Raw genomic sequence first — 23,343 nt, 5'->3', positions numbered from 1 at the left:
TTTAGCTTTTTTATTGAAGTAAACCTGCTAATTGCTCTTTTAGTTTTGGGTCTGAAGGTCTTGCTGCATCCGCATCTACAACAGTTCCTGTCGGATCAATCAAAATAAATCTTGGAATTGAATTTACATTAAATGCTTTAATAAAATCCATATTCGCTCTGTCTGCATACAACTGAATGCCTGTAAGTTCTTTCTCTTTTACAAATGTTCTCCATTTTTCATGGTCTTTTTCAGAATCTGTAGAAATGCTTACGAAAGCAATATTCTTACCGTGTAAGCCTTTCTCTAATTCTTTCAAAAACGGAATTTCAGCACGACATGGTCCGCACCAGGTTGCCCAAAGATCAATGTAAACATATTTACCTTTTAAACTTTCCAAGGTTGTTTTTCCACCGGCATGATTTTCATAATCAAAATTTGGTGCTTTTGAATTGTTCATTTTTTTGCCCGCAAGCTTCTGATTGTAATATTGTTTCAAGCCAAACAATGACGATTCAATATTTTGTTTTTGCAAGACAACAAAGTTTGGATCCAATTTACCTGAATCTAATTTCTGGAAATCTGAATTCTTTTTAGCATCAACCATTTTATTGAAGTTGGCTTCATCCGCAGCAAGTAATTCATTATAATTAATTGTGCTTTCCTCAATTGTTGATTGGGCTAAAAAATTGTTTTCCGCTTCTCCTTTGCCGGTATATTTGATTGATGCATCAAAATTTTTAGCATCCATTGTTAACTTCAAATTATACCCGTTTTTCAAAAACAACTGAGTGTATTCTACACCGTCAAATAGTAAATACAGTCCTTCTTTAACTTCAAAAGTGGCTTTGAATAGATTGTCTTTATCAATTTTTATCTCCTGAATCGTGTTTTTATTTTCTTTAATATAAATAACATCACCATTTCTATTGGCAATATCAGCCTGAAAAGTCATAGTGTTTTTTTGAGCAAAACCAATGCTTGAGAAAACAAATGCAACTAAAATGAAATACAATTTTTTCATAAAATAAATTTTAATTTTAAGTGAAGCCAAATATAGTTTTTTCTAAATTCTACCCCAAACACTTTAACAAAACTTGTTTCAAAGTTTACCATAGCTAATTGATATTTGTTTTTTACTTTTGCAAAAATTATTCTCAATGTACAGAAGTCATAATAATGGTGAATTAAACGCCTCACACATTAACAAAGAAGTAACGCTTGCCGGTTGGGTTCAAAAATCTCGTGATAAAGGATTTATGATTTGGGTTGATTTACGCGACCGTTATGGTCTTACCCAATTAATTTTTGACGAACAACGAACAGACAAAACCGTTTTTGAAAAAGCAAAATCACTTGGAAGAGAATTTGTAATTCAGGTAAAAGGAACTGTTATTGAACGTGAGTCAAAAAACGCTAATATGTCGACTGGTGATGTTGAAATTCTGGTTTCTGAATTAAATATTCTAAATACTGCCTTAACTCCGCCTTTCACAATTGAAGACGAAACCGATGGTGGCGAAGATATCAGAATGAAATACCGTTATCTGGATATTCGTAGAAATCCGGTTAAAAATTCACTGCTTTTCCGTCACAAAGTGGCGATGGAAGTGCGTAAATATTTATCTGATTTGGATTTTTGTGAAGTAGAAACACCATATTTAATTAAGTCAACTCCGGAAGGCGCAAGAGATTTTGTGGTGCCAAGCCGAATGAATCAAGGCCAATTTTATGCCTTACCACAATCGCCGCAAACTTTCAAACAATTACTGATGGTTGGCGGAATGGATAAATATTTCCAAATTGTAAAATGTTTCCGTGATGAAGATTTACGTGCCGACAGACAACCTGAATTCACCCAAATCGATTGCGAAATGGCATTCGTTGAACAGGAAGATATTTTAAATGTTTTTGAAGGATTGACACGTCATTTGCTAAAAGAACTGAAAGGCATCGAAGTAGATAAATTCCCGAGAATCACCTACGATTATGCCATGAAAACCTACGGAAATGACAAACCGGATATTCGTTTTGATATGAAGTTTGGCGAGTTAAATTCGGTTGCCCAGCATAAAGATTTTGGCGTTTTCAACTCGGCTGAATTGGTAGTTGGAATTGCTGCTCCAAATTGTGCTTCATATACAAGAAAAGAAATTGACGCTTTGATTGACTGGGTGAAACGCCCTCAGGTTGGAGCATCCGGAATGGTATATGTAAAATGTGAAGAAGACGGAACATTCAAATCATCTGTTGATAAATTCTACGACCAGGACGATTTGAAAAAGTGGGCAGAAGTAACCAATGCCAAAGCTGGTGATATGATTTTTGTCCTTTCCGGTCCGGCTGATAAAACGCGTTCGCAACTTTCGGCTCTTCGTATGGAATTGGCAACACGTTTGGGATTAAGAAATCCGGAAGTTTTCGCGCCGCTTTGGGTTGTCGATTTTCCTTTGTTGGAATTTGATGAAGAAAGTGGCCGTTATCATGCGATGCATCATCCGTTTACGTCTCCAAAACCGGAAGACATGAAACTGATTGAAACCGAACCGGGAAAAGTTCGTGCCAATGCTTACGATATGGTTTTGAACGGAAATGAAATCGGAGGTGGTTCAATCAGAATCCACGATAAAGACTTGCAAAGCAGAATGTTCTCACTTTTAGGATTCACTCCGGAACAGGCTGAAGAACAGTTTGGTTTCCTGATGAATGCGTTCCAATTTGGTGCGCCACCACACGGTGGATTGGCTTTTGGATTGGACAGATTAGTAGCAATTTTGGGCGGTCAGGAAACAATTCGGGACTTCATTGCTTTCCCAAAAAACAATTCGGGAAGAGATGTTATGATTGACGCACCATCGGCAATTGATGAAACTCAATTGAAAGAATTATACATAAAACTTGATTTGTAGTAATTTATATCAAATTCACAGAATTTTAAGAAGCAACTGTTCAAATAATTAAAAACAGTTGCTTTTTTTATACTTTAATTTAAAATGTCTCAAGTATTTCTCTATCAAGTTTTTAGAGAACGGAAAAAAATTTAACAAATTTTTAATTATTTAACATTGAAATGCTTGTTATGTCGTCAAAAAATTTATCTTTGACCATTATTAATAATTTTTACAATACAAAATGCGCACAGGAACAGTAAAATTTTTCAACGAATCAAAAGGTTACGGTTTTATCACAGATGATGAAACAGGAAAAGACATTTTCGTACATGCTACTGGAGTTAAATCTGAAGGTTTAAACGAAGGAGATAAAGTATCTTACGAAGAAGAAGAAGGTAGAAAAGGTAAAGTAGCAGCTCAAGTAGTAGCTATCGAAGACTAATATATATTATTTTTTGATTACCTAGATTAAAAGACGTCCCGAATAATTCGGGACGTTTTTTTATGTTTTAAAATTCATTATTTAAAATGAATTTAAATAAGGTTTTTTAAGAAGTAAAAACCAAACGTTTATCGCTTGATTTTTGCCAATTAAATAATGCGATGTATATTTGTGCCTATTTAAATTACTTCAAATTTTACCCATTATGCAATCTAATCAATTAGATTATTTACCAATCCTCATGCAAGCAGGTTTAGCAGTAGGATTTGTGGTTATGACCATCATTGGCTCAGGCTATTTAGGGCCAAAAAGACACTCAAAAAACAAAGACAAAAACTTCGAATGCGGAATAGAATCTGTTGGTAATGCAAGGATTCCTTTCTCTGTAAAATATTTCCTAGTGGCAATTTTATTTGTCCTGTTTGATGTCGAAGTAATTTTCTTATATCCATGGGCTATCAATTTCAAAGCATTGGGAATTGAAGGAATGATTAAAATGGTGATTTTTATGATGTTGCTTTTAGTTGGATTCTTCTATATTATCAAGAAGAAAGCACTAGAATGGGAATAAAAATATAATTGCAATGAGCGATACAAAAACAAATATGGTTGCTCCGCCGGAAGGAGTTGTTGGTGAAGGTTACTTCGCTACAAAACTAAACGATGTCGTTGGTTTAGCACGTGCCAATTCACTTTGGCCATTGCCTTTCGCCACGTCTTGTTGTGGAATTGAATTTATGGCAACAATGGCTTCTCATTATGACTTAGCGCGTTTTGGTTCAGAAAGAGTTAGTTTCTCTCCACGCCAAGCCGACATGCTAATGGTAATGGGAACGATTTCTAAAAAAATGGCGCCAATTTTACGTCAGGTTTACGAACAAATGTCAGAACCTCGTTGGGTAATTGCTGTTGGGGCTTGCGCTTCTTCAGGTGGTGTTTTTGATACGTATTCTGTTTTACAGGGAATTGACAAAGTAATTCCGGTAGACGTTTACGTTCCGGGCTGTCCTCCTAGACCGGAACAAATTGTGGATGGCGTAATGCAATTACAGGAATTGGTGAAAAACGAATCTGTCCGCAGAAGAAATTCACCGGAATACAAAGAATTATTAGCTTCTTATAACCTATAATATGGCTTTAGAAACTGCATACATACAAGAAAATTTATCTAAAAAATTTGGCAATAATGTGCTGAATTTTGAAATGAAAAGAGATATTTTTTCCTTCGAAGCTACTTCAGAAACGATACATGAAGTAATTCAAACGTTGAAAGAAGACGAAAGCTTAAACTTCCATTTTTTAACCGATTTGACCGGAATTCATTTCCCCGACAATGATGATGATCATCAGTTTGCCGTGGTGTATCAATTGCACAATTGGATTGAAAATGTTAGAATCCGCGTAAAAACTTATTTGCCTGATCCTGCAGAAGTAGCAACGATAACCGATTTGTTTCTCTGCGCCAATTGGATGGAAAGAGAAGCTTGGGATTTCTTCGGAATCAATTTCAAAGGGCATCCGCAATTGAAGCGAATCTTAAACATGGATGAAATGGTTTCTTTCCCAATGCGAAAGGAATTCCCATTAGAAGACAGCGGAAGAACAGATAAAGACGACCGTTTCTTCGGAAGAACGCCAGTAAAAAGTCAAATGGATAATTCAACATTATAAATGTCAGATTTATTATTACCACCAGAGCATCGCTATGCTAAAATCATAGAACAAAGCCGAAATGAAGACGGAAGTGAATTTTCTATCTTAAATTTAGGCCCAACGCATCCGGCTACTCACGGGATTTTTCAGAATATTTTATTGATGGATGGTGAGCGTATTTTAGATGCCGAACCAACCGTTGGTTACATTCACAGAGCTTTTGAAAAAATTGCAGAAAACCGTCCGTTTTACCAAATCAATGTGTTGACAGACCGTATGAACTATTGTTCGTCGCCAATCAACAACATGGCTTGGTGGATGACTGTAGAAAAATTATTGAATATTGAAGTGCCAAAACGCGCGCAATATTTGAGAGTTATCGTAATGGAATTAGCCCGAATTACAGACCACTTGATTTGTAATTCTATCCTTGGAGTTGATACTGGTGCTTACACTGGTTTCCTTTATGTTTTTCAATTCAGGGAAAAAGTATATGAAATCTACGAAGAAATTTGTGGTGCCCGTTTAACAACTAACATGGGAAGAATTGGCGGTTTCGAAAGAGATTGGTCACCAAAAGCGTTTGAATTGCTAAACACTTTCCTTGAAGAATTTCCGGTTGCCTGGAAAGAATTCGAAAACCTTTTTGAAAGAAACAGAATCTTTATAGACAGAACCGTTAACGTTGGTCCGATTACTGCTGAAAAAGCAATGCAATACGGATTAACAGGTCCAAATTTACGTGCGGCCGGAATTGATTATGATGTCCGTGTGGCTCAACCTTATTCTTCTTATGAAGATTTTGAATTTACTGTTCCGGTTGGAAAATCTGGAGATACTTATGACCGTTTTTGCGTTCGTAATGCCGAAGTTTGGGAAAGTTTGAGCATTATCAGACAAGCCTTAGCTAAATTACCGGAAGGCCCAATCCACGCTGATGTTCCCGATTATTATTTACCTCCGAAAGAAGATGTTTACACCAATATGGAAGCGTTAATTTATCACTTCAAAATTGTGATGGGTGAAGTTCCGGTTCCTGTTGATGAAATTTATCATGCTGTGGAAGGCGGAAACGGAGAATTAGGATTTTATCTAATAACAGATGGAAGCAGAACGCCATACCGATTGAAATTCAGAAGACCTTGTTATATCTATTACCAAGCCTACACTGAAATGATTAAAGGCGGAATGTTATCCGATGCTATCGTAATATTATCAAGTTTAAATGTAATTGCCGGCGAATTAGACGCTTAATAATTATGGAAAGATCACACATTAAACAAGAAATAAACATCACTGATACTTTGATGAATCGCATCAATGAGCTAATCAGTCATTATCCTGCAGACAAAAAGAAATCGGCTTTATTGCCGGTTTTGCATGAAGTTCAGGATGCTCACGACAATTGGTTAAGCATTGAACTGCAAAACAAAGTTGCCGAGATTTTAGAAATACAACCGATTGAAGTCTATGAAGTCGTGACATTTTATACGATGTACAATCAAAGACCAATCGGAAAATACATGTTTGAATTCTGCCAAACTTCTGCCTGTTGTTTAAACGGCGTGGAAAATTTGATGGATTACACTTGTAACAAATTAGGCGTAGGCGTAGGCGAACCAACAGCAGACGGACTTTTTGAAGTACGTGGCGTTGAATGTCTTGGTGCTTGTGGTTATGCGCCAATGATGCAGTTGGGTGATTTCTTTCAGGAACATTTAACAGAAGCAAAAATCGACCAATTAATCGCCGATTGCAAAGACGGAAAAATCACTTTACACGATAAATAATATCATGGGAAGAAAAATATTATTAGACAAAATAAACGTTCCGGGAATCAGAACCTATGAAGTATACCGCAAAGAAGGCGGTTATGCTTCGGTTGAAAAAGCCCTGAAAAAAATGACTCCGGATGAAGTAGTCGAAGAAGTAAAGACTTCTGGACTCCGTGGTCGTGGTGGTGCTGGATTTCCATGCGGAATGAAATGGAGTTTTATCGATAAGAAATCAGGAAAACCACGTCATTTGGTTTGCAATGCTGACGAATCGGAACCGGGAACTTTCAAAGACAGATATTTGATGGAATTTATTCCTCATTTATTGATTGAAGGAATGATTACTTCAAGTTATGCATTGGGTGCCAACCTATCCTACATCTACATTCGTGGAGAATACATGTGGATTTACAAAATTTTAGAAAACGCCATCGCTGAAGCTAAAGCTGCCGGTTGGTTAGGAAAAAACATATTGGGTTCAGGTTATGATTTGGAATTATACGTTCAAATTGGTGGCGGAGCTTACATCTGTGGTGAAGAAACGGCGCTGATTGAAAGCCTGGAAGGAAAACGTGGAAATCCTAGAATTAAACCACCATTCCCTGCAGTTATGGGGCTTTGGCAAAATCCAACCGTAGTAAATAACGTTGAAACGATTGCCGCTGTGCCATGGATTGTAAACAATTCGGGTGCTGATTATGCCGGAATTGGAATCGGTCGTTCCACAGGAACCAAATTAATTTCGGCTTCGGGAAATATCAAAAATCAAGGAGTTTATGAAATTGACTTGGGATTATCAGTATATGAATTCATAAATTCGGATGAATATTGTGGCGGAATGCAAACTGACAGACCCTTAAAAGCATTGGTTCCTGGGGGAAGTTCAGTCCCAGTTTTACCGGCTCATTTAATCTATAAAACCGCTGCAGGCGAAGATCGTTTGATGACTTACGAAAGTTTGGCTGATGGTGGATTTGCATCAGGTTCAATGTTAGGTTCAGGTGGATTCATCGTTTATGATGACCGAGCTTGTATCGTTCGTAATACTTGGAATTTCTCAAGATTTTACCACCACGAAAGTTGCGGACAATGTACGCCATGCCGTGAAGGAACTGGTTGGATGGAAAAAGTATTATGGAGAATCGAAAACGGTCAAGGCCGTGAAGAGGATATCGAATTGTTATGGAGCATTCAGGCAAAAATTGAAGGAAACACGATTTGTCCTTTAGGTGATGCTGCTGCATGGCCAGTGGCTGCTGCGATTCGTCATTTTAAAGATGAGTTTGAGTACCATATCCGTTTCCCGGAAAAAATAAAAAACAGAAATCACTTTGTGGCTGAACCTTTTGAAAAAGTAAAGCATTTAATCACAAAGCAAACAGTATAAAGACTAGATATGAAAGTAACTATAGACGGTCATGAAATTGAAGTAGCTCCAGGAACAACAATCCTGCAGGCGGCTCGTATGATTGGTGGAGAAGTTGTTCCACCAGCCATGTGTTATTATTCTAAACTAAAAGGAACTGGAGGAAAATGCCGTTGTTGTTTGGTGGATGTTACCAAAGGAAGCGAAGCCGACCCAAGACCAATGCCAAAATTAATGGCATCGTGTGTAACAGGTTGTCAGGATGGAATGGTGGTAGCCAGCAAAGCTTCTGAAAGAGTAAAAGAAGCTAGAAATGCGGTGACCGAATTCCTTTTAATCAATCACCCATTAGATTGTCCGGTTTGTGATCAGGCAGGAGAATGTGATTTGCAGAATTTAAGCTTCGAGCACGGAAAATTACAACAGCGTTTTATTGAAGATAAAAGAACTTTTGAACCGGAAGATATCGGAGACAAAATTCAATTGCACATGAACCGTTGCATTGTTTGCCAACGTTGTGTAGAAGTGGCTGACCAATTAACAGACGGAAGAGTTCACGGCGTTTTAAATCGTGGTGATCATTCCCAAATTTCGACTTGTGTTTCGGCTGCAATTGACAATGAATTCTCCGGAAATATGATTGATGTTTGTCCCGTTGGCGCGTTGACAGATAAGACTTTCCGTTTCAAATCGAGAGTTTGGTTCAACAAACCTTTTGATGCGCACAGAGATTGTGACAAATGTTGCGGAAAAACGACTGTTTGGATGTTCGGAAACGAAATTCAAAGAGTAACTGCCCGTAAAGACGAATTCCACGAAGTAGAAGAATTCATTTGTAATACATGTCGTTTTGATAAAAAAGATGTTGCTGACTGGGTAATTGAAGGGCCAAGAAAATTTGAAAAAGATTCTGTTATCAATCAAAATAAATATTTCGGAAAAACAGATAAAGTGGTTATTGATACTGAAAAAGGAATTTTACAAGGTAGAGATATCGACCGTAAAAAAATCAGTATGGCGGAGATTGATTACAACGAAAAAATAGATGGTAACCCAGTAAATTCAAAGAAAAATGGATAGTGCCTTTATTATAGAAAAAAGCGTTTTGATTGTGGTAGTGTTTGCTATAACGATGATTATGGCGATGTATTCTACTTGGGCAGAACGTAAAGTTGCCGCATTTTTGCAAGACAGGGTCGGTCCAAATCGTGCCGGTTGGGGCGGATTATTACAACCACTTGCCGATGGAATGAAATTGTTTGCCAAAGAAGAATTCGAGCCAGATACTAAAAACAGATTTTTATTCTTTGTTGGACCAGCAATCGCGATGAGCACCGCTTTGATGACAAGTGCCGTAATTCCGTGGGGCGATAAATTGCACATTTTTGGACGTGATGTTGTTTTACAGGCTACAGATATTGACGGTTCGTTACTTTACATTTTCGCCATCGTTTCTATCGGAGTATACGGAATTATGATTGGTGGTTGGGCATCCAACAATAAGTTCTCCTTAATGGGTGCTGTTCGTGCAGCATCACAAATGGTTTCTTATGAAGTGGCAATGGGATTATCTGTTATCGCTTTAATCATGATGACCGGAACCTTAAGCTTAAAGGAAATTTCGGTACAACAAGCCGGAATGAACTGGAATGTTTTCTATCAGCCAGTTGGATTTTTAATCTTTTTGATTTGCGCTTTCGCGGAAACAAACAGAACCCCTTTTGACTTAGCAGAATGTGAATCGGAGTTGATTGGTGGTTATCACACCGAATACTCATCCATGAAAATGGGATTCTATTTGTTTGCCGAATACGCGAATATGTTTATTTCATCAACCATCTTAGCCGTCCTTTATTTTGGAGGTTACAATTACCCTGGAATGCAATGGATGGTGGATAATGTAGGCGTAAACACAGCTAATATTTTAGGAATAGGAGTTTTATTCATTAAAATATGCTTTTTCATTTTCTTCTATATGTGGGTTCGTTGGACAATACCACGTTTTAGATATGATCAATTGATGAATTTAGGTTGGAAGATTTTAATCCCGCTTTCTATCATCAATATAGTAATAACAGGAATTTGCATTCTAGCTTTTAACTAAGATACAGCAATTATGTCAGCATCAATACAAAGTATATCGCTTTCCGGCAGAAAAAAACAAGTTTCCAATAAGGAAATGACTTTTTGGGAAAGACTATATCTAATAGCCATCGTAAAAGGATTGGCAATTACCATCAAACACTTTTTCAGAAAAAAAGCCACTATTCATTATCCGGAACAAACACGTGAGTTTAGCCCAGTATATCGTGGACAACATATGTTAAAACGTGATGAACTTGGCAGGGAAAACTGCACCGCTTGTGGTTTGTGTGCACTTGCATGTCCGGCAGAAGCCATTACGATGAAAGCTGCTGAAAGAAAACCGGGAGAAGAACATTTGTACCGCGAAGAAAAATATGCAGAAATTTATGAAATCAATATGCTGCGTTGTATTTTCTGTGGTTTATGTGAAGAAGCTTGTCCAAAAGACGCTATTTATTTGACCATTTCAAAAGAGTTGGTTCCTGCCAGTTACGACAGAGAAGATTTCATTTTTGGAAAAGACAGATTGGTAATGCCTTTAGAAATGGCAATGAAAAACGCTCAACTTAAAAACGCTAACTAATGTCGCCTATATTAATTACTTTCTATTTTTTATCAGCCATTACGTTGGCTTCGGCGTTTTTAACGATTTATAGTAAAAACCCTATTCACAGTGCAATTTATCTGGTGATTTGTTTTTTCACCATTGCAGGTCATTATTTATTATTTAATTCTCAGTTCTTAGCGATAGTTCATATTATTGTTTACTCCGGAGCCATTATGGTACTCTTCCTGTTTACTATCATGTTAATGAATTTGAATAAAGAAGACGAAGTACACAAACCCCGAATCACAAGACTTGGTGCGATTACCATTTGTATTTTAATGAGTGTGGTTTTGGTGACTATTTTCATCAATTCAAACCCAATTGTGGGTGAAGAATTACCTCCAACTGAAGATTATCAATCCATAAAAAAATTGGGAACCTTATTGTTAAACGAATATATGGTGCCATTTGAATTTGCTTCTATCCTATTGTTAGTCGCTATGATTGGCGTTGTTTTATTGTCTAAAAAAGAAAAAACAGAAAAGTAAGATGAATAATGTTATAAATGAAATAGGTATCGAAAACTACATTTTCCTTGCGTCATTGCTATTTTGTATTGGTGTTTTTGGAGTGTTGTACAGAAGAAATGCTATTATCGTATTCATGTCGATTGAAATTATGCTGAATGCTGTAAACTTATTGTTTGTTGCTTTTTCAACTTTTCGTCAGGATGCCGAAGGACAAGTATTTGTATTCTTCTCCATGGCGGTTGCCGCTGCCGAAGTTGCCGTTGGTTTGGCGATTTTAGTTTCGGTTTACAGAAATGTTGGTTCGATTGATATCGCTAATTTAAAGAACTTAAAAGGATAATCTAAAATGGACAAAACTTTAGCTTTAGTATTACTCTTATCTCCATTCGCTGGATTTCTTTTCAATGTTTTCTTTGGAAAAAAAGTAAGCAAAGGACTTTCAGGTGCCATCGGAACGATTACTGTTTTGGTTTCTTTCCTGTTGAGCATTTGCTTTTTTGCACAATTAAATCAAAACGGAGAACCATTTGAAATCTCATTATTTGATTGGATTTCAGTTCATAATTTCAAATTAGATTTCGGACTTTTATTAGACCAATTGTCTTTGCTTTGGTTGTTATTCGTTACCGGAATTGGTTCGTTAATTCACTTGTATTCTATCAGCTATATGCACGATGACGAGAACATGCACAAGTTTTTTGCCTACTTGAATCTGTTCGTTTTTTTCATGATTACATTGGTCATCGGAAACAACTTATTGGTAATGTTTATCGGTTGGGAAGGCGTTGGATTGTGCTCGTATTTACTAATCGGATTTTGGTATAAAAACCAAGATTATAACGATGCCGCAAAGAAAGCTTTCATCATGAACAGAGTTGGAGATTTAGGTTTCTTAATTGGAATTTTTATTTTAGGAATGATGTTTTCGACATTAAATTTCACGCAAATGCATCATGAAATTATGACTGGATCCAGCACCCAAAATAATCTCTTTATTGCAGGAATTGCTGCTTTATGCTTATTCATCGGAGCTTGCGGAAAATCAGCACAATTGCCATTATATACTTGGTTACCTGATGCGATGGCTGGTCCAACTCCGGTTTCTGCCTTAATCCACGCGGCGACGATGGTAACTGCCGGTATCTTTATGGTTACCCGAATGAACTTCTTGTTTGACTTAACTCCGTATGTTCAAAATATCATTGCCATTGTTGGTGCTGCAACCGCTTTAGTTGCTGCTTCCATTGGTTTGCTACAAAACGATATCAAAAAAGTATTGGCATATTCTACGGTTTCTCAATTGGGATTAATGTTTTTAGCATTAGGATTGGGAGCTTATAACGTTGCCGTATTCCACGTAATCACACATGCTTTCTTCAAGGCGTGTTTATTCCTGGGTTCAGGTTCGGTAATTCACGGATTACACGGCGAACAAGACATGCGTAAAATGGGCGGTCTACGCAAAGCGATGCCAATCACGTTTTGGACAATGATGATTTCAACTTTAGCGATTGCCGGAATATTTCCATTCGCAGGGTTTTGGTCAAAAGACGAAATCTTAATGGTCGCTTTCGAACACAACAAAGTATTATGGGTTGTCGCTTCTATCGCTTCTATCATGACCGCTTTCTATATGTTTAGATTAATGTATTTGACGTTCTTCAAAGAATTCAGAGGAACAGATGAACAAAAACATCATTTACATGAAAGTCCAAGTCTGATTACAATTCCGTTAGTGATATTAGCTATTTTGGCCGCTATTGGTGGAGCTATTAACTTACCGGGAAGTGCTTGGTTAAAGCATTTCCTTGAACCGGTTTTAGTCACAAAACACGAAGAGCACCATTTAGGAACCCAAGAATTTATGTTAATGGGAATTGCTTTAGCCGGTGCTGTTTTTGGAATTCTTTGGGCGTATTCAAAATACATCAAGCAAGCTTTTGTTCCGAAAGAAGATGCCGAAATTGTTGGCTTTTCTAAAACGATATACAACAAATATTATGTTGACGAATTCTATACATTCCTAATTGTAAGACCTTTGAACAGTTTGTCTAATTTCTTTAGAACGACTTTGGAACCTGCTTTAGGAAAAGTAGTTTTCAGTTTTGGAACTGTTGCCAATGGCATTGGAACACAAGGTAAAAAATTACAAACCGGTAGTGTTGGATTGTATCTGTTCGCCTTTGTGATTGGTGTTGGAGCCATCATAACTTATTTATTTATAGCAAAATAATTTTTACATAATGGATGTAACTACTATATTATTATTACTGTTGGTTGGTGCCTTAGTCACCTATTTTTCCGGAGATAAATTAGCTTCCAAAGTGGCGCTGGTTTTTAGCTTGGGAACACTGGCTGTTACTTTGTATTTATTAAACTCTAGTGCACAATTAAGTGATTTAAGTTTCTATGCCAATTGGATTGATGCTCCAAAAGTAGCGGTAGCTTTTAAAGCAGACGGACTTTCTTTGGCAATGGTTTTATTGACAACCGCTTTAACGCCATTGATTATTTTTTCATCATTCGGGAACAGCTTTAACAACAGTAAAAATTTCTACGCTTTAGTTTTATTCATGGCGTTTGCTATGACCGGAACTTTCTTAGCCGCTGATGGTTTATTATACTATATCTTCTGGGAATTAGCTTTGATTCCTATTTACTTCATCGCTTTAATTTGGGGTAATGGCGATGCCGAAGAACGCAAAAAAGCAGTAGTGAAATTCTTCATCTACACACTTGCCGGTTCATTATTCATGTTGATCGGTTTTGCTTATTTATATACAAAAGCAGATAGTTTCCTATTGGAAGATTTATACAAATTAGATTTATCGGCTACAGAACAATGTTATATTTTCTTTGCTTTCTTCTTAGCGTATGCTATCAAAATTCCGATTATTCCTTTCCATACTTGGCAGGCAAAAGTGTACCAAAAAGCACCAACCGTTGGAACGATGCTTTTATCAGGTATTATGCTAAAAATGGGATTGTACAGCGTTATTCGTTGGCAGTTACCAATCGCGCCTTCGGCTGCAAAAACCTATATGCCGGTGCTAATCGGATTGAGTATTGCCGGAGTTATCTATGGTTCAATCGTAGCCTTACGTCAAAAAGATTTGAAAAAATTATTGGCTTATTCGTCATTAGCACACGTTGGCTTAATCGCTGCTGGTTGTTATACATTAACAATTGACGGATTAAGCGGAGCAGTTTTACAAATGATTGCCCACGGTTTTGTTATCGTTGGATTATTCTTCACCGCTGAAATTATCTATAGAAGATACGAAACCCGCACTATTGCTGAAATGGGCGGAATCAGAGCACAAACACCAAGATTCACTTCGATGTTTATGATTTTGGTTTTGGCGTCAGTTGCTTTGCCTGGAACATTCAACTTTGTTGGAGAGTTTACCGTTTTATATAGTTTAATCCAAATCAATATTTGGTTTGCTATCTTAGGTGGAACAACCATTATTTTGGGCGGTTACTATATGTTGAAAATGTTCCAAAATACGATGTTGGGCGAAACCAATACCAAGGTTTTTGCAGACGTTACCACCAATGAAGCGATAACATTAGTCGTTATCATTGGCTTTTTATTATTCTTCGGATTGTATCCAAAACCGATAGTGGATTTGATAACGCCGAGTTTACATCAAATTTTAGAAACTATAAATAGATAAAAGTCCAGAAATGAATACATTAATTGCCATATCAGGTTTAGGTGTTTTTTGCCTTATCGCTGAAATCTTTAATTTAAGAAAGCTATTAGTTCCGGTGACTTTAATTGGATTGTTAGCTATTCTTGGACTTAACGTTTCTGAATACAATGCACCGACTGCTTACTTCAATCATATGGAGAATTTAAACAATATGATTATAGTAGATAAGTTCTCGGTAGCGTTTACAAGCTTGTTTATTGTGCTGACCATCTTCTTAGTGACTTTGAGCGGCGATTTTTATAAAGACCATCCAACAAAGATTTCAGATTATATTGCCATCAAAATTTTCCTTTTAGCCGGTGCTGTTGCCATGGTTTCTTTTGGAAACTTATCCATGTTCTTCCTTGGTATTGAAGTGCTGTCTATCTCATTATATGTTTTGGCGGCAAGCAAACGATTAGATGTAAAAAGTAACGAAGCCGGAATGAAATATTTCTTAATGGGTTCCTTTGCCTCCGGTATTATCTTGTTTGGAATTTGCTTGATTTATGGTGCGATGATTAGTTTTGATGTAGTAACGATCAAAGAAATGTCGCGTTCCGCTGAATTACCGATTTGGTACACTATCGGAATAGTACTGTTACTTATTGGTATGCTTTTCAAAATTGCTGCAGCACCATTCCATTTTTGGGCTCCTGATGTTTATGAAGGATCACCTTCAATCACAACAGCAACGATGAGTACCTTGGCTAAAGTTGTTGCAATGGCTACCTTATTCAAATTATTAGATGTACTGAACGCTGATATCGATTATAAATTCCAAATCGTTGTGGTTGTAGTTTCTATACTTTCTATGACTGTCGGAAATATTATGGCATTGCGTCAGAAGAATGTAAAACGTATGTTGGCTTTTTCGGGTATTTCACATGCCGGATTTATGCTTATGGCTTTGCTTAGCATGTCAACTGCAGCTTCTACATTATTGTATTATACTGCGGCTTATGCTTTGGCCGGTATCGCTTCGTTTGCCGTAATCATTTATGTGACTAAAGACAAAGACAACGAAGATATTATCAACTTCAATGGCTTAGGAAAAACAAATCCGTTGTTGGCTGCTATTTTAACAGCATCGCTTTTATCCATGGCGGGAATTCCGATTTTCTCCGGATTCTTTGCCAAATTCATTCTATTTACCCAAACAATAACAGCTGGTTATTTAGTAGTTGTGATTGCTGCTGTAATCAACTCTATCATCAGTGTGGGTTATTACTTCAAACTGATTTTGGCGATGTACACCAAAGAAGCTTCTGAAGAAAAACAAGCTGTTCCTTTTGTATATCATGCTGTAGCTGTTGTTGCTATTTTGTTAAATATCATAATGGGAATTTATCCGTCATTAGTAATGAATTTGCTAAACTAAAAGAAACGTTTTTAAACTATACAAAAATCCATCAAGAGTCATTTTGATGGATTTTTTAGTTATCAACAGCGTCAAAATTTACTTGACGATTGCGTAAATTTACATCATGTATGCTTTAGTCGATTGTAATAATTTTTACGCTTCCTGCGAACGTGTTTTCCAGCCACAGCTGAACGGAAAACCCATTGTTATTTTATCCAATAACGATGGCTGTATTATTTCGCGCAGCGATGAAGCCAAAGCCTTAGGCATTCCGATGGGCGCGCCTGAGTTTCAAGTACGGCAGGAATTAAAAGAAAAAAACATCCTTGTCTTTTCCTCCAATTATCCTTTGTATGGCGATTTGAGTAATCGTGTGATGAAAATATTGGAAGGATTTACTCCACATGTAGAACCGTATAGCATTGACGAAGCATTCTTAAACTTTGATGGTTTTAAGAGTGATTTTGACTTTAATGATTATGGCCTTCAAATGAAACGCCGCATTATGAAATGGATTAGCATTCCGGTTTCTATTGGTTTTGCCGAAACCAAAGCTTTATCCAAAGTCGCTAATAAAATTGCCCGAAAGTTTCCAAATCAAACCAAAGGAGTTTATGTTATTGATACCGAAGAAAAACGCATCAAGGCACTCAAATGGACCAAAATTGAAGATGTTTGGGGCATTGGTTTCCGACTCAAAAAGAAAATGAAAACCAAAGGCATTAACACTGCTTATGATTTTACCTTACCGCAATACGAAAATTTTATAAAAACCATAATGGGTGTAACCGGACTTCGATTAAAAAGCGAATTGGAAGGCAAATCGGTACTGACACTCGACGATCCAACCGAAGACAAAAAAAGCATTGCAATTACCAGAATGTTCAAAACCAAGCTTAGCAATTTTGACGAAATCAAAGAACGTGTTTCTACGTTTGCTGCGGTCTGCGCCGAAAAACTGCGAAAGCAACATTCCTGCTGCCACAGTATTATTGTGATGCTTATAAAAGACAAACATCATAAAAATGATGGAAGCCGAATTTATTTCAGCCAAATGGAAACTTTGCCTTTTGCCAGCAATTCAAGTTTGACCATAAGTAATGCGGCTATTTCGATTTTGAAAAAAGTCTATCAGGAAGGTGAGCGTTATTCAAAAGCTGGTGTCATTGTTACCGGAATCATTCCCGAAAACCAAAAACAGTTTCATCTTTTTGAGGAAGAAAATCCAAAACACCTAAAACTGATGAAGGTGATTGATAAATTCCATGCAAAAACCGGAGAGCGAAAAATACGTTTAGGCAATCAGGATTTACAGCATACCTGGAAAATGAAGCAAGAGCATCTGTCGCCAAAATACACAACCGATTTTAAAGAAATAATAAAAGTCAAATGCAGGTAAAAAAGAAACTTTCCTTTTTCGTTCCCGATTCAGAAAATACGCCGGAGCTTCCTTTTTTTGGTGGCATTAAAGCTGGTTTCCCTTCACCGGCTGCCGATTTTGAAGGCGATACAATAAGTCTGGACAAAGTTTTGGTGAAAAATCATTTGGCCACTTTTTATGCCAAAGCGGATGGCACTTCTATGATTGGTGCCGGTATTGATGATGGCGATATTATGGTTATTGATAGAAGTCTGGAACCTTCGGATAATAAAATTGCAGTGTGCTATATTGATGGTGAGTTTACCGTAAAGCGTATCAAAACGGAAAAAGACTGTATTTATCTAATGCCCGAAAATGCGGATTTTCAACCCATAAAAGTCACCGAAGACAATGAACTTATCGTTTGGGGAATTGTTACTTATGTTATAAAAAGTGTCTGAGAATAAAAGGTATCGCTAGTCTTGATTTCCAACTTTTTCCTGAAACGTTTTCCAGTCTTTTTCGGAAAGTGTTTGTTTGTTTTTTATTTTCTTGCCTTTGATATATTCCAAAATATACTTGGCTCGTTCTTCCGATTCCGGATGATCCGCAATCCAATACATCGCTTTATCAATGTTACTGTCTTGTGCCATCTGATACATAAAATCAGCCATTGGTTTCGGATTGATACCGGCTTCCATCATATACTTCACGCTGCTAATATCAGCTTCCTTTTCGAGTGATCTGTCATAAGCAGAAGAGCTGAGTGTTTTCAGGATTTCTCTTGCCATTTCCCCGCCTTTTGAACCGCCTGCAGCTGTTAACAATACCGAATAGCCAATTTCTTTGGACAATTTTTTCATCACATGATTCTTTTCGATATGCGCTATCTCGTGACCTAAAACTCCTTGCAAAGCTTCCTGTCTTTTGCAATCTTCTATCAATCCAGTGTAGACAACCAAATGATTATTTGGCAAAGCAAAAGCATTGATTTGATCCTTTATTATTATATGAACTTTTAATGAATCCTGCTCAATATCATTAGCGTCGCACAAAGGTTTTAGCAATTTGTCCAATGATTTTGTAATGGAATCGTTGTATACAATATCTTCGGTATCTTCTATTTGATTCCAAATCATATCGCCAAGTTTCTGTTCCATAGTTGTAGTTCGTTCTTTTACTTTGAACAACTTCATAAAATCAACTTGTGAAAGTCCAAACCATATCAGAAAAAATGCTGATACTATAAGTAGTGCCTGAAGAAATGTTTTCTGAATCATTTTCTGCAAATTAAGTTAGTAAGATTTCCAAAGAACAAAAACTGAACATGTTTCCCTTTGCGGACTTGTACAGCAGCATAAATGGTTGAGAAAATCTCTAAAAGATTAAATAAAATCACAGTGAAAATATAAGCAAAGTATTGATTACTCACTTTTTCCTCTGTAAAAATAATTGAAACGGTCCACCAAAAACTAGCGCTGTTAATTCCCAACAAAGCTAGTTGTGAAAACAAAGATTGAGTACAATGCCAACGCACAAAATAAGTTCCTTTTCTATTGGCTAAAAAGAAAAAGAACGTGGCCAATAAATTAATAATCGGTAAAGGCAATCCGGCGATAAGTGCAACCAAAGACATCAAATAACTATTGGATGCTTTTTCGCGTTCGTGCTCGCCCGGGTTATAGGCAAAGGTGGTTTCCTGTATCATAAGTGTTTGTATATATTCCAAATCCAATTAAGAAGTGCCAATAGTATTAAAATCGAGGCAAGCCAAGGTTTTCTGATGATAGTTTCTGCTTTTTTATACATTCTGAAAAAACTTTCCTTTTTGAGGATGATATCTATCAATACCCAAAAAGGAAAGATTGTCATCGCTATAGCAACTACTATTCCAAACGGATTTAGAAGTAACGATTCTGTAATTTTTCCATCTAAAAGCAAAGTTACAGCCCGAGTTGTTCCACAAGATGGACAAGCATAACCTGTCACATTTTTAATGATACAAACTCGGAATGTTTGACTTTGTAAAGTGCAAATATTGTAAAAAAGATAAATAAATCCAGCTAAACAAGCTATAAGCAACAAGGAATATAACTTATTTCTGGTCATTTATTAATAGAATGCGTTTTGGAAAGTTTCCATGTTTTTTTCACGGGTAGCACCCATGATTAAGAACCAGTCAATAATTGCCCAGATTCCTAAACCGCCACAAGTTAACAGTTTTCCAACTCCCATTCCGGTATCTCCAATCATAAAACGGTCAATTCCTAATTGTCCACCAAGTAGGGATACGATTAATGATGTTGTTGGTTCTTTAAATTGCATGGTTTGAACTAATCCCCATTTTGATTCGTCTAAACTTAATAATTTCTCTCTGATTGCGTTTAAATGATGCCCTTCAAAATATTTGGCATTAGTCATCATAAACATGTCAACTTTTTGTGCGTCCATAATACGTTTGGTTTTTTAAATGGTTTTGTTTTTATTTATTCGACTAAAATATAAAAAATTATAAGAAAGCACTATCAATTGGTTCCCAAAGTTCAATTTTATTTCCTTCCGGGTCTAAAATCCAGCCAAACTTCCCGTAATCATACGATTCCATTTCGCCAACAATGGTTACGCCTTCATCTTTTAAAACGTTTAGAAGTGCTTCCAAATCGTGTACTCTGTAATTCATCATAAATGGTTTTTCGCTTGGCGCGAAATAATTCGTCTTGGCTTCAAAAGGCGACCATTGTGTAGAACATTCGTTTCCTTCTTTGTCTTTCCACCAAAATGTCCAACCATAAGAATCCACCGGAATTCCGAGATGCGTTTTGTACCATTCTTTTATTGCATTTGGGTCTTCACATTTGAAGAAAAATCCACCCAAACCTGTTACTCTTTTGATATCCTTATTGCTCATTTTTCTCTTTTTTATAAAAAATTGTTACCGCTAATAAAATCAAAATCCCTTCTACTGTAAAGAAAAATAAGTGATTGAAAACTTCTTTAGTAATGTAGCTGTTGCATATCCCAAAAGCAATTAATCCCAAACTCAGGAATAAGCCCTGAAGCCTCGCGGAATGGCTTTGGTTTTTAATTGGCTTTGCCAGAAACAACATCCAGATTCCGGAAAGCAACATCATAATCGAAGAATACAGCCAAATCATCTGCATTCCCTGAGTTGCATCTCCATTGATTTCGCCTTTTTGGATGTGATCCAACACTGCCGGAAAGCCCATAAAGGCATGCGGGATAAATTGCAAACACGTCAAGATGCCTACAATCAAAACTAAAAAGTAGCTAATCTTGTTCATATAATTTAATGATTTTATCCACGATTGTCTGCGCCAGTTTTTGATGGCTTTCAAATGTCCAGCCCGCAATATGTGGGGTTAATAAAACGTTTTCAGCTTGTAATAAATACTCGAAAGCTTTTGGCTTTTCGGTATCAATAAAAAGATTTTCGAAAGATAATTTTTCATACTCCAATACATCTAATCCGGCTCCCAGAATTTTTCCGGATTCTAATGCTGAAACTAAATCATCGGTTACTACATTCTTTCCGCGTGAGGTATTGATAAACCAAAACGGTTTGGCAAAGGCATTGATAAAATTGGTGTTAATCATCTTATCGGTTTGCTCTGTCCATGGAATGTGTAAACTTAAAACATCCGCTTTCTGTTGTAATTCCTGTAACGAAACTTGCTTCGCATTTTCATCACCAACATTTGGCAGAATATCATAACACAAAACGTCAACATCAAAGCCGCGAAGTTTTTTAGCAAATGATTTTCCCATATTACCATAACCAATCAGCCCGACGGTTTTGCCTTCGAGTTCATAACCGCGATTTCCTTCACGAATCCAATGTCCTTCCCGAACTAATTTATCAGCGCGGTTTAGCTTGTTCATCAATGACAAAAGCATCCCCAAAGCATGTTCGCCAACGGCATTTCTATTGCCTTCCGGAGCAGCTATTAAATGAATGTTTTTGGATGCTGCATAATCACAATCGATGCTTTCCAAACCGGCACCAACACGGGCAATGAATTTCAGGTTCGTAGCTTTATCGATAAAGGCTGGGTCAATTTTAAATCGGCTGCGGATAACAACGCCATGATAGTTATGGATTTTGGCTTCAATTTCCGATTTGGATGAAGTGAAGTCGGCTTCATTTTGAAAACCCGCTTGTTCCAATTGTTCCCACAACAAAGGATGATTGCTATCGATATGAAGTATTTTAACGTCTTTATTGGACATAGTATTGTATTGAAAAAGTAAAGATAGCATTTTTATTAAAAGACCCTGAAGCAAGTTCAGGGTAAAAAAAAGCCATCTTGTTTTTCAACAAGACGGCAAAGTTGGAGTCTGTATGGCGCGTAATTGATTTGTTTATTTCCTTAAAACTTCAGTAACTGTACCTAATAAAACATTAGCACCAATAGCCAAATCTTCATACGAAGAATACTCCAGCGGATTGTGACTGATGCCGTCTTTGCAACGCACGAATATCATTCCGTAATCACAGACATAAGACAATGCGAGCGCATCGTGAAACGGACCGCTCATTAATTCGATTTCATCCAAATCTAGTTTTTGACATTCGGCATGAATGATTTCTTTTATCCAATCAGCGCAATAACGCGGATCGCTTTTGGTATCTTCTGAAATGGAATACGTCAGGCTATGCTTTTTTGTAATTGATTCGATTTTGTCGCGAAGTTGTTTTTCATAACGATTCCTTCTGTCCAAATCAATGTCTCGTAAATCGACAGTCATCGTAACTTCTTCAGCAATAATGTTTCTTGATGCTGGAAAAACATTTAACGTTCCTACCGTTCCAACTGTTGGATTTCCGGGAATCTGAGTTGCGATTTCGTTTAAAGCAACAATGATTTCAGCAGCGCCAACCATTGCATCTTTTCGGATTGGCATCGGAACAGACCCAGCATGACCAGCCATTCCTTTGAGTTTGACTGTCCACCACAATGGTCCCGAAATTCCGGAAACAACGCCGATTGGTTTGTTCGCCATATCCAAAACCGGTCCTTGCTCAATGTGCAATTCCAAAAAGCAAAAAATGCTTCCCGGTTTGTATTCTGATTCTTTGAATTTGGTAATGTCGCAGCCAAAATCTTTTAATGCTTGTTCACGTGTGATTCCGTCCTGGTCTTTTCGTTGTAATTCGCCTTCCTCGAGTTTACCTAAGATTCCGCGTGAGCCGAAAAGTCCTTTATTAAAACGCCAGCCTTCTTCATCGGCAAACGAAATAACTTCGATTGGTCTTTCGGGAACAACTCCATTTTCGTGCAATGTCCGAACTACTTCTATCGCGCACAAAACTCCGGCAACACCATCAAATCGTCCACCATAAGGTTGCGAATCAAGATGTGAACCCATCATCAAAACGGGTAAGTCTGGATTTTTACCTTCCAGTCTACCGATCAGGTTCCCGAAATTATCAATGTGTGTTGACATTCCGGCTTCCTCCATCCAGGAAGCAGCAATTTCAAAACCTTGTTTTTCCAGTGCTGTATGTGCCGGTCGACAGGTTCCTGTTTCACCTATTTTACCTATTTCAGACATGGCTTCAAAATAAGATTGAAGCCTAGCATTATTTATTTTCATATGTTTTAGAGTAAAGAGCAAAGAAGCAAGAAGAAAGA

The 23,343-nt window shown here is 37.1% G+C and carries 27 protein-coding genes; 18 read left to right on the top strand and 9 right to left on the bottom strand.

Annotated features, from left to right (window positions below; all coding sequences use genetic code 11):
* Positions 1–10: 10 nt before the first annotated feature.
* Positions 11–1,003, bottom strand: a complete 993-nt coding sequence (locus GS03_RS03860; RefSeq protein ID WP_136151255.1) for a TlpA family protein disulfide reductase — start codon at positions 1,001–1,003, stop codon at positions 11–13.
* 136 nt (positions 1,004–1,139) lie between these two features.
* Here GS03_RS03860 and aspS point away from each other — a divergent pair, with 136 nt between their 5' ends.
* The 18 genes from aspS to GS03_RS03770 all read left to right on the top strand — a co-directional run bounded on the left by aspS (position 1,140) and on the right by GS03_RS03770 (position 18,150).
* Positions 1,140–2,888 carry an aspartate--tRNA ligase gene (gene aspS, locus GS03_RS03855; RefSeq protein ID WP_136151254.1) on the top strand — a complete coding sequence of 583 codons (1,749 nt, stop codon included), beginning with the start codon at positions 1,140–1,142 and terminating at the stop codon, positions 2,886–2,888.
* 223 nt (positions 2,889–3,111) lie between these two features.
* Positions 3,112–3,312 carry a cold-shock protein gene (locus tag GS03_RS03850; RefSeq protein ID WP_136151253.1) on the top strand — a complete coding sequence of 67 codons (201 nt, stop codon included), beginning with the start codon at positions 3,112–3,114 and terminating at the stop codon, positions 3,310–3,312.
* A gap of 205 nt (positions 3,313–3,517) precedes the next feature.
* On the top strand, positions 3,518–3,883 hold the full coding sequence (locus GS03_RS03845) for an NADH-quinone oxidoreductase subunit A (protein WP_136151252.1): 366 nt from the start codon (positions 3,518–3,520) through the stop codon (positions 3,881–3,883).
* Positions 3,884–3,896: 13 nt separating this feature from the next.
* Positions 3,897–4,442, top strand: a complete 546-nt coding sequence (locus GS03_RS03840; RefSeq protein WP_136151251.1) for an NADH-quinone oxidoreductase subunit B — start codon at positions 3,897–3,899, stop codon at positions 4,440–4,442.
* Between the two features lies 1 nt (position 4,443).
* Entirely contained in the window at positions 4,444–4,983 is a 540-nt protein-coding gene (locus GS03_RS03835; protein ID WP_136151250.1) for an NADH-quinone oxidoreductase subunit C, read from the top strand.
* Positions 4,984–6,219 carry an NADH-quinone oxidoreductase subunit D gene (locus GS03_RS03830; RefSeq protein WP_136151249.1) on the top strand — a complete coding sequence of 412 codons (1,236 nt, stop codon included), beginning with the start codon at positions 4,984–4,986 and terminating at the stop codon, positions 6,217–6,219. It abuts the gene before it with no gap.
* Between the two features lie 5 nt (positions 6,220–6,224).
* A complete protein-coding gene (locus GS03_RS03825; RefSeq protein ID WP_136151248.1) occupies positions 6,225–6,755 on the top strand; it encodes a complex I 24 kDa subunit family protein in 531 nt (176 codons plus the stop codon).
* A gap of 4 nt (positions 6,756–6,759) precedes the next feature.
* On the top strand, positions 6,760–8,127 hold the full coding sequence (gene nuoF, locus GS03_RS03820) for an NADH-quinone oxidoreductase subunit NuoF (protein WP_136151247.1): 1,368 nt from the start codon (positions 6,760–6,762) through the stop codon (positions 8,125–8,127).
* Between the two features lie 9 nt (positions 8,128–8,136).
* The gene (locus GS03_RS03815) at positions 8,137–9,186 is read left to right on the top strand and encodes a 2Fe-2S iron-sulfur cluster-binding protein (RefSeq protein WP_136151246.1); all 1,050 of its coding nucleotides are present in this window, start codon (positions 8,137–8,139) and stop codon (positions 9,184–9,186) included.
* Positions 9,179–10,210 carry an NADH-quinone oxidoreductase subunit NuoH gene (gene nuoH, locus GS03_RS03810; protein ID WP_136151245.1) on the top strand — a complete coding sequence of 344 codons (1,032 nt, stop codon included), beginning with the start codon at positions 9,179–9,181 and terminating at the stop codon, positions 10,208–10,210. The genes GS03_RS03815 and nuoH overlap by 8 nt, the downstream gene beginning before the upstream one ends.
* Positions 10,211–10,222: 12 nt before the next feature.
* Positions 10,223–10,774 (top strand): NuoI/complex I 23 kDa subunit family protein, encoded by a 552-nt coding sequence (locus GS03_RS03805; protein WP_136151244.1) that lies wholly within the window; start codon positions 10,223–10,225, stop codon positions 10,772–10,774.
* Positions 10,774–11,286 carry an NADH-quinone oxidoreductase subunit J family protein gene (locus tag GS03_RS03800; protein WP_136151243.1) on the top strand — a complete coding sequence of 171 codons (513 nt, stop codon included), beginning with the start codon at positions 10,774–10,776 and terminating at the stop codon, positions 11,284–11,286. The genes GS03_RS03805 and GS03_RS03800 overlap by 1 nt, the downstream gene beginning before the upstream one ends.
* A 1-nt stretch (position 11,287) precedes the next feature.
* Entirely contained in the window at positions 11,288–11,608 is a 321-nt protein-coding gene (gene nuoK, locus GS03_RS03795) for an NADH-quinone oxidoreductase subunit NuoK (RefSeq protein ID WP_136151242.1), read from the top strand.
* 6 nt (positions 11,609–11,614) lie between these two features.
* Positions 11,615–13,501, top strand: coding sequence for an NADH-quinone oxidoreductase subunit L (nuoL, locus tag GS03_RS03790; RefSeq protein WP_136151241.1), 1,887 nt, complete (start codon positions 11,615–11,617; stop codon positions 13,499–13,501).
* A gap of 10 nt (positions 13,502–13,511) precedes the next feature.
* Positions 13,512–14,948: a complex I subunit 4 family protein gene (locus GS03_RS03785; RefSeq protein ID WP_136151240.1), complete on the top strand. Its 1,437-nt coding sequence runs from the start codon at positions 13,512–13,514 to the stop codon at positions 14,946–14,948.
* Between the two features lie 10 nt (positions 14,949–14,958).
* Positions 14,959–16,347, top strand: a complete 1,389-nt coding sequence (locus tag GS03_RS03780; RefSeq protein ID WP_136151239.1) for an NADH-quinone oxidoreductase subunit N — start codon at positions 14,959–14,961, stop codon at positions 16,345–16,347.
* A gap of 106 nt (positions 16,348–16,453) precedes the next feature.
* Positions 16,454–17,728: a Y-family DNA polymerase gene (locus GS03_RS03775; RefSeq protein WP_136151238.1), complete on the top strand. Its 1,275-nt coding sequence runs from the start codon at positions 16,454–16,456 to the stop codon at positions 17,726–17,728.
* Positions 17,719–18,150 carry a LexA family protein gene (locus GS03_RS03770; protein ID WP_136151237.1) on the top strand — a complete coding sequence of 144 codons (432 nt, stop codon included), beginning with the start codon at positions 17,719–17,721 and terminating at the stop codon, positions 18,148–18,150. The genes GS03_RS03775 and GS03_RS03770 overlap by 10 nt, the downstream gene beginning before the upstream one ends.
* Before the next feature lie 15 nt (positions 18,151–18,165).
* Here the strand turns inward: GS03_RS03770 and GS03_RS03765 are convergent, their stop codons facing one another.
* The 8 genes from GS03_RS03765 to GS03_RS03730 form a co-directional block, all read right to left on the bottom strand.
* A complete protein-coding gene (locus tag GS03_RS03765; RefSeq protein WP_136151236.1) occupies positions 18,166–18,969 on the bottom strand; it encodes a M48 family metallopeptidase in 804 nt (267 codons plus the stop codon).
* Positions 18,966–19,397 carry a DUF4870 domain-containing protein gene (locus GS03_RS03760; RefSeq protein WP_136151235.1) on the bottom strand — a complete coding sequence of 144 codons (432 nt, stop codon included), beginning with the start codon at positions 19,395–19,397 and terminating at the stop codon, positions 18,966–18,968. The genes GS03_RS03765 and GS03_RS03760 overlap by 4 nt, the downstream gene beginning before the upstream one ends.
* Positions 19,394–19,798 carry a DUF2752 domain-containing protein gene (locus GS03_RS13450; protein ID WP_136151234.1) on the bottom strand — a complete coding sequence of 135 codons (405 nt, stop codon included), beginning with the start codon at positions 19,796–19,798 and terminating at the stop codon, positions 19,394–19,396. Before GS03_RS13450 ends, GS03_RS03760 begins: the two co-directional genes overlap by 4 nt.
* 3 nt (positions 19,799–19,801) lie before the next feature.
* Positions 19,802–20,140 (bottom strand): TM2 domain-containing protein, encoded by a 339-nt coding sequence (locus GS03_RS03750; RefSeq protein WP_136151233.1) that lies wholly within the window; start codon positions 20,138–20,140, stop codon positions 19,802–19,804.
* Between the two features lie 58 nt (positions 20,141–20,198).
* Positions 20,199–20,597: a VOC family protein gene (locus tag GS03_RS03745; protein ID WP_136151232.1), complete on the bottom strand. Its 399-nt coding sequence runs from the start codon at positions 20,595–20,597 to the stop codon at positions 20,199–20,201.
* On the bottom strand, positions 20,587–20,991 hold the full coding sequence (locus tag GS03_RS03740; RefSeq protein ID WP_136151231.1) for a hypothetical protein: 405 nt from the start codon (positions 20,989–20,991) through the stop codon (positions 20,587–20,589). The genes GS03_RS03745 and GS03_RS03740 overlap by 11 nt, the downstream gene beginning before the upstream one ends.
* Positions 20,978–21,937, bottom strand: a complete 960-nt coding sequence (locus GS03_RS03735; protein WP_136151230.1) for a 2-hydroxyacid dehydrogenase — start codon at positions 21,935–21,937, stop codon at positions 20,978–20,980. Before GS03_RS03735 ends, GS03_RS03740 begins: the two co-directional genes overlap by 14 nt.
* Positions 21,938–22,069: 132 nt before the next feature.
* On the bottom strand, positions 22,070–23,305 hold the full coding sequence (locus GS03_RS03730; protein ID WP_136151229.1) for a M20 family metallo-hydrolase: 1,236 nt from the start codon (positions 23,303–23,305) through the stop codon (positions 22,070–22,072).
* Positions 23,306–23,343 lie beyond the last annotated feature (38 nt).

The sequence above is a fragment of the Flavobacterium sangjuense genome (genome assembly GCF_004797125.1).
GTDB classification, from domain to species: Bacteria; Bacteroidota; Bacteroidia; order Flavobacteriales; family Flavobacteriaceae; genus Flavobacterium; species Flavobacterium sangjuense.
Note: the sequence above shows the minus strand (reverse complement) of the source record. Positions and strands in the feature narration are given on the sequence as shown.

Coding starts and splice junctions, on each gene's coding strand:
- GS03_RS03765 (WP_136151236.1), bottom strand. CDS start 18,969: ATGATTCAGAAAACATTTCTTCAGGCACTACTTATAGTATCAGCATTT.
- GS03_RS03850 (WP_136151253.1), top strand. CDS start 3,112: ATGCGCACAGGAACAGTAAAATTTTTCAACGAATCAAAAGGTTACGGT.
- GS03_RS13450 (WP_136151234.1), bottom strand. CDS start 19,798: ATGACCAGAAATAAGTTATATTCCTTGTTGCTTATAGCTTGTTTAGCT.
- aspS (WP_136151254.1), top strand. CDS start 1,140: ATGTACAGAAGTCATAATAATGGTGAATTAAACGCCTCACACATTAAC.
- GS03_RS03760 (WP_136151235.1), bottom strand. CDS start 19,397: ATGATACAGGAAACCACCTTTGCCTATAACCCGGGCGAGCACGAACGC.
- GS03_RS03780 (WP_136151239.1), top strand. CDS start 14,959: ATGAATACATTAATTGCCATATCAGGTTTAGGTGTTTTTTGCCTTATC.
- GS03_RS03740 (WP_136151231.1), bottom strand. CDS start 20,991: ATGAACAAGATTAGCTACTTTTTAGTTTTGATTGTAGGCATCTTGACG.
- GS03_RS03745 (WP_136151232.1), bottom strand. CDS start 20,597: ATGAGCAATAAGGATATCAAAAGAGTAACAGGTTTGGGTGGATTTTTC.
- nuoH (WP_136151245.1), top strand. CDS start 9,179: ATGGATAGTGCCTTTATTATAGAAAAAAGCGTTTTGATTGTGGTAGTG.
- GS03_RS03830 (WP_136151249.1), top strand. CDS start 4,984: ATGTCAGATTTATTATTACCACCAGAGCATCGCTATGCTAAAATCATA.
- GS03_RS03735 (WP_136151230.1), bottom strand. CDS start 21,937: ATGTCCAATAAAGACGTTAAAATACTTCATATCGATAGCAATCATCCT.
- nuoL (WP_136151241.1), top strand. CDS start 11,615: ATGGACAAAACTTTAGCTTTAGTATTACTCTTATCTCCATTCGCTGGA.
- GS03_RS03785 (WP_136151240.1), top strand. CDS start 13,512: ATGGATGTAACTACTATATTATTATTACTGTTGGTTGGTGCCTTAGTC.
- GS03_RS03845 (WP_136151252.1), top strand. CDS start 3,518: ATGCAATCTAATCAATTAGATTATTTACCAATCCTCATGCAAGCAGGT.
- GS03_RS03775 (WP_136151238.1), top strand. CDS start 16,454: ATGTATGCTTTAGTCGATTGTAATAATTTTTACGCTTCCTGCGAACGT.
- GS03_RS03815 (WP_136151246.1), top strand. CDS start 8,137: ATGAAAGTAACTATAGACGGTCATGAAATTGAAGTAGCTCCAGGAACA.
- GS03_RS03860 (WP_136151255.1), bottom strand. CDS start 1,003: ATGAAAAAATTGTATTTCATTTTAGTTGCATTTGTTTTCTCAAGCATT.
- GS03_RS03840 (WP_136151251.1), top strand. CDS start 3,897: ATGAGCGATACAAAAACAAATATGGTTGCTCCGCCGGAAGGAGTTGTT.
- GS03_RS03835 (WP_136151250.1), top strand. CDS start 4,444: ATGGCTTTAGAAACTGCATACATACAAGAAAATTTATCTAAAAAATTT.
- GS03_RS03825 (WP_136151248.1), top strand. CDS start 6,225: ATGGAAAGATCACACATTAAACAAGAAATAAACATCACTGATACTTTG.
- nuoK (WP_136151242.1), top strand. CDS start 11,288: ATGAATAATGTTATAAATGAAATAGGTATCGAAAACTACATTTTCCTT.
- GS03_RS03770 (WP_136151237.1), top strand. CDS start 17,719: ATGCAGGTAAAAAAGAAACTTTCCTTTTTCGTTCCCGATTCAGAAAAT.
- GS03_RS03805 (WP_136151244.1), top strand. CDS start 10,223: ATGTCAGCATCAATACAAAGTATATCGCTTTCCGGCAGAAAAAAACAA.
- GS03_RS03730 (WP_136151229.1), bottom strand. CDS start 23,305: ATGAAAATAAATAATGCTAGGCTTCAATCTTATTTTGAAGCCATGTCT.
- GS03_RS03800 (WP_136151243.1), top strand. CDS start 10,774: ATGTCGCCTATATTAATTACTTTCTATTTTTTATCAGCCATTACGTTG.
- GS03_RS03750 (WP_136151233.1), bottom strand. CDS start 20,140: ATGGACGCACAAAAAGTTGACATGTTTATGATGACTAATGCCAAATAT.
- nuoF (WP_136151247.1), top strand. CDS start 6,760: ATGGGAAGAAAAATATTATTAGACAAAATAAACGTTCCGGGAATCAGA.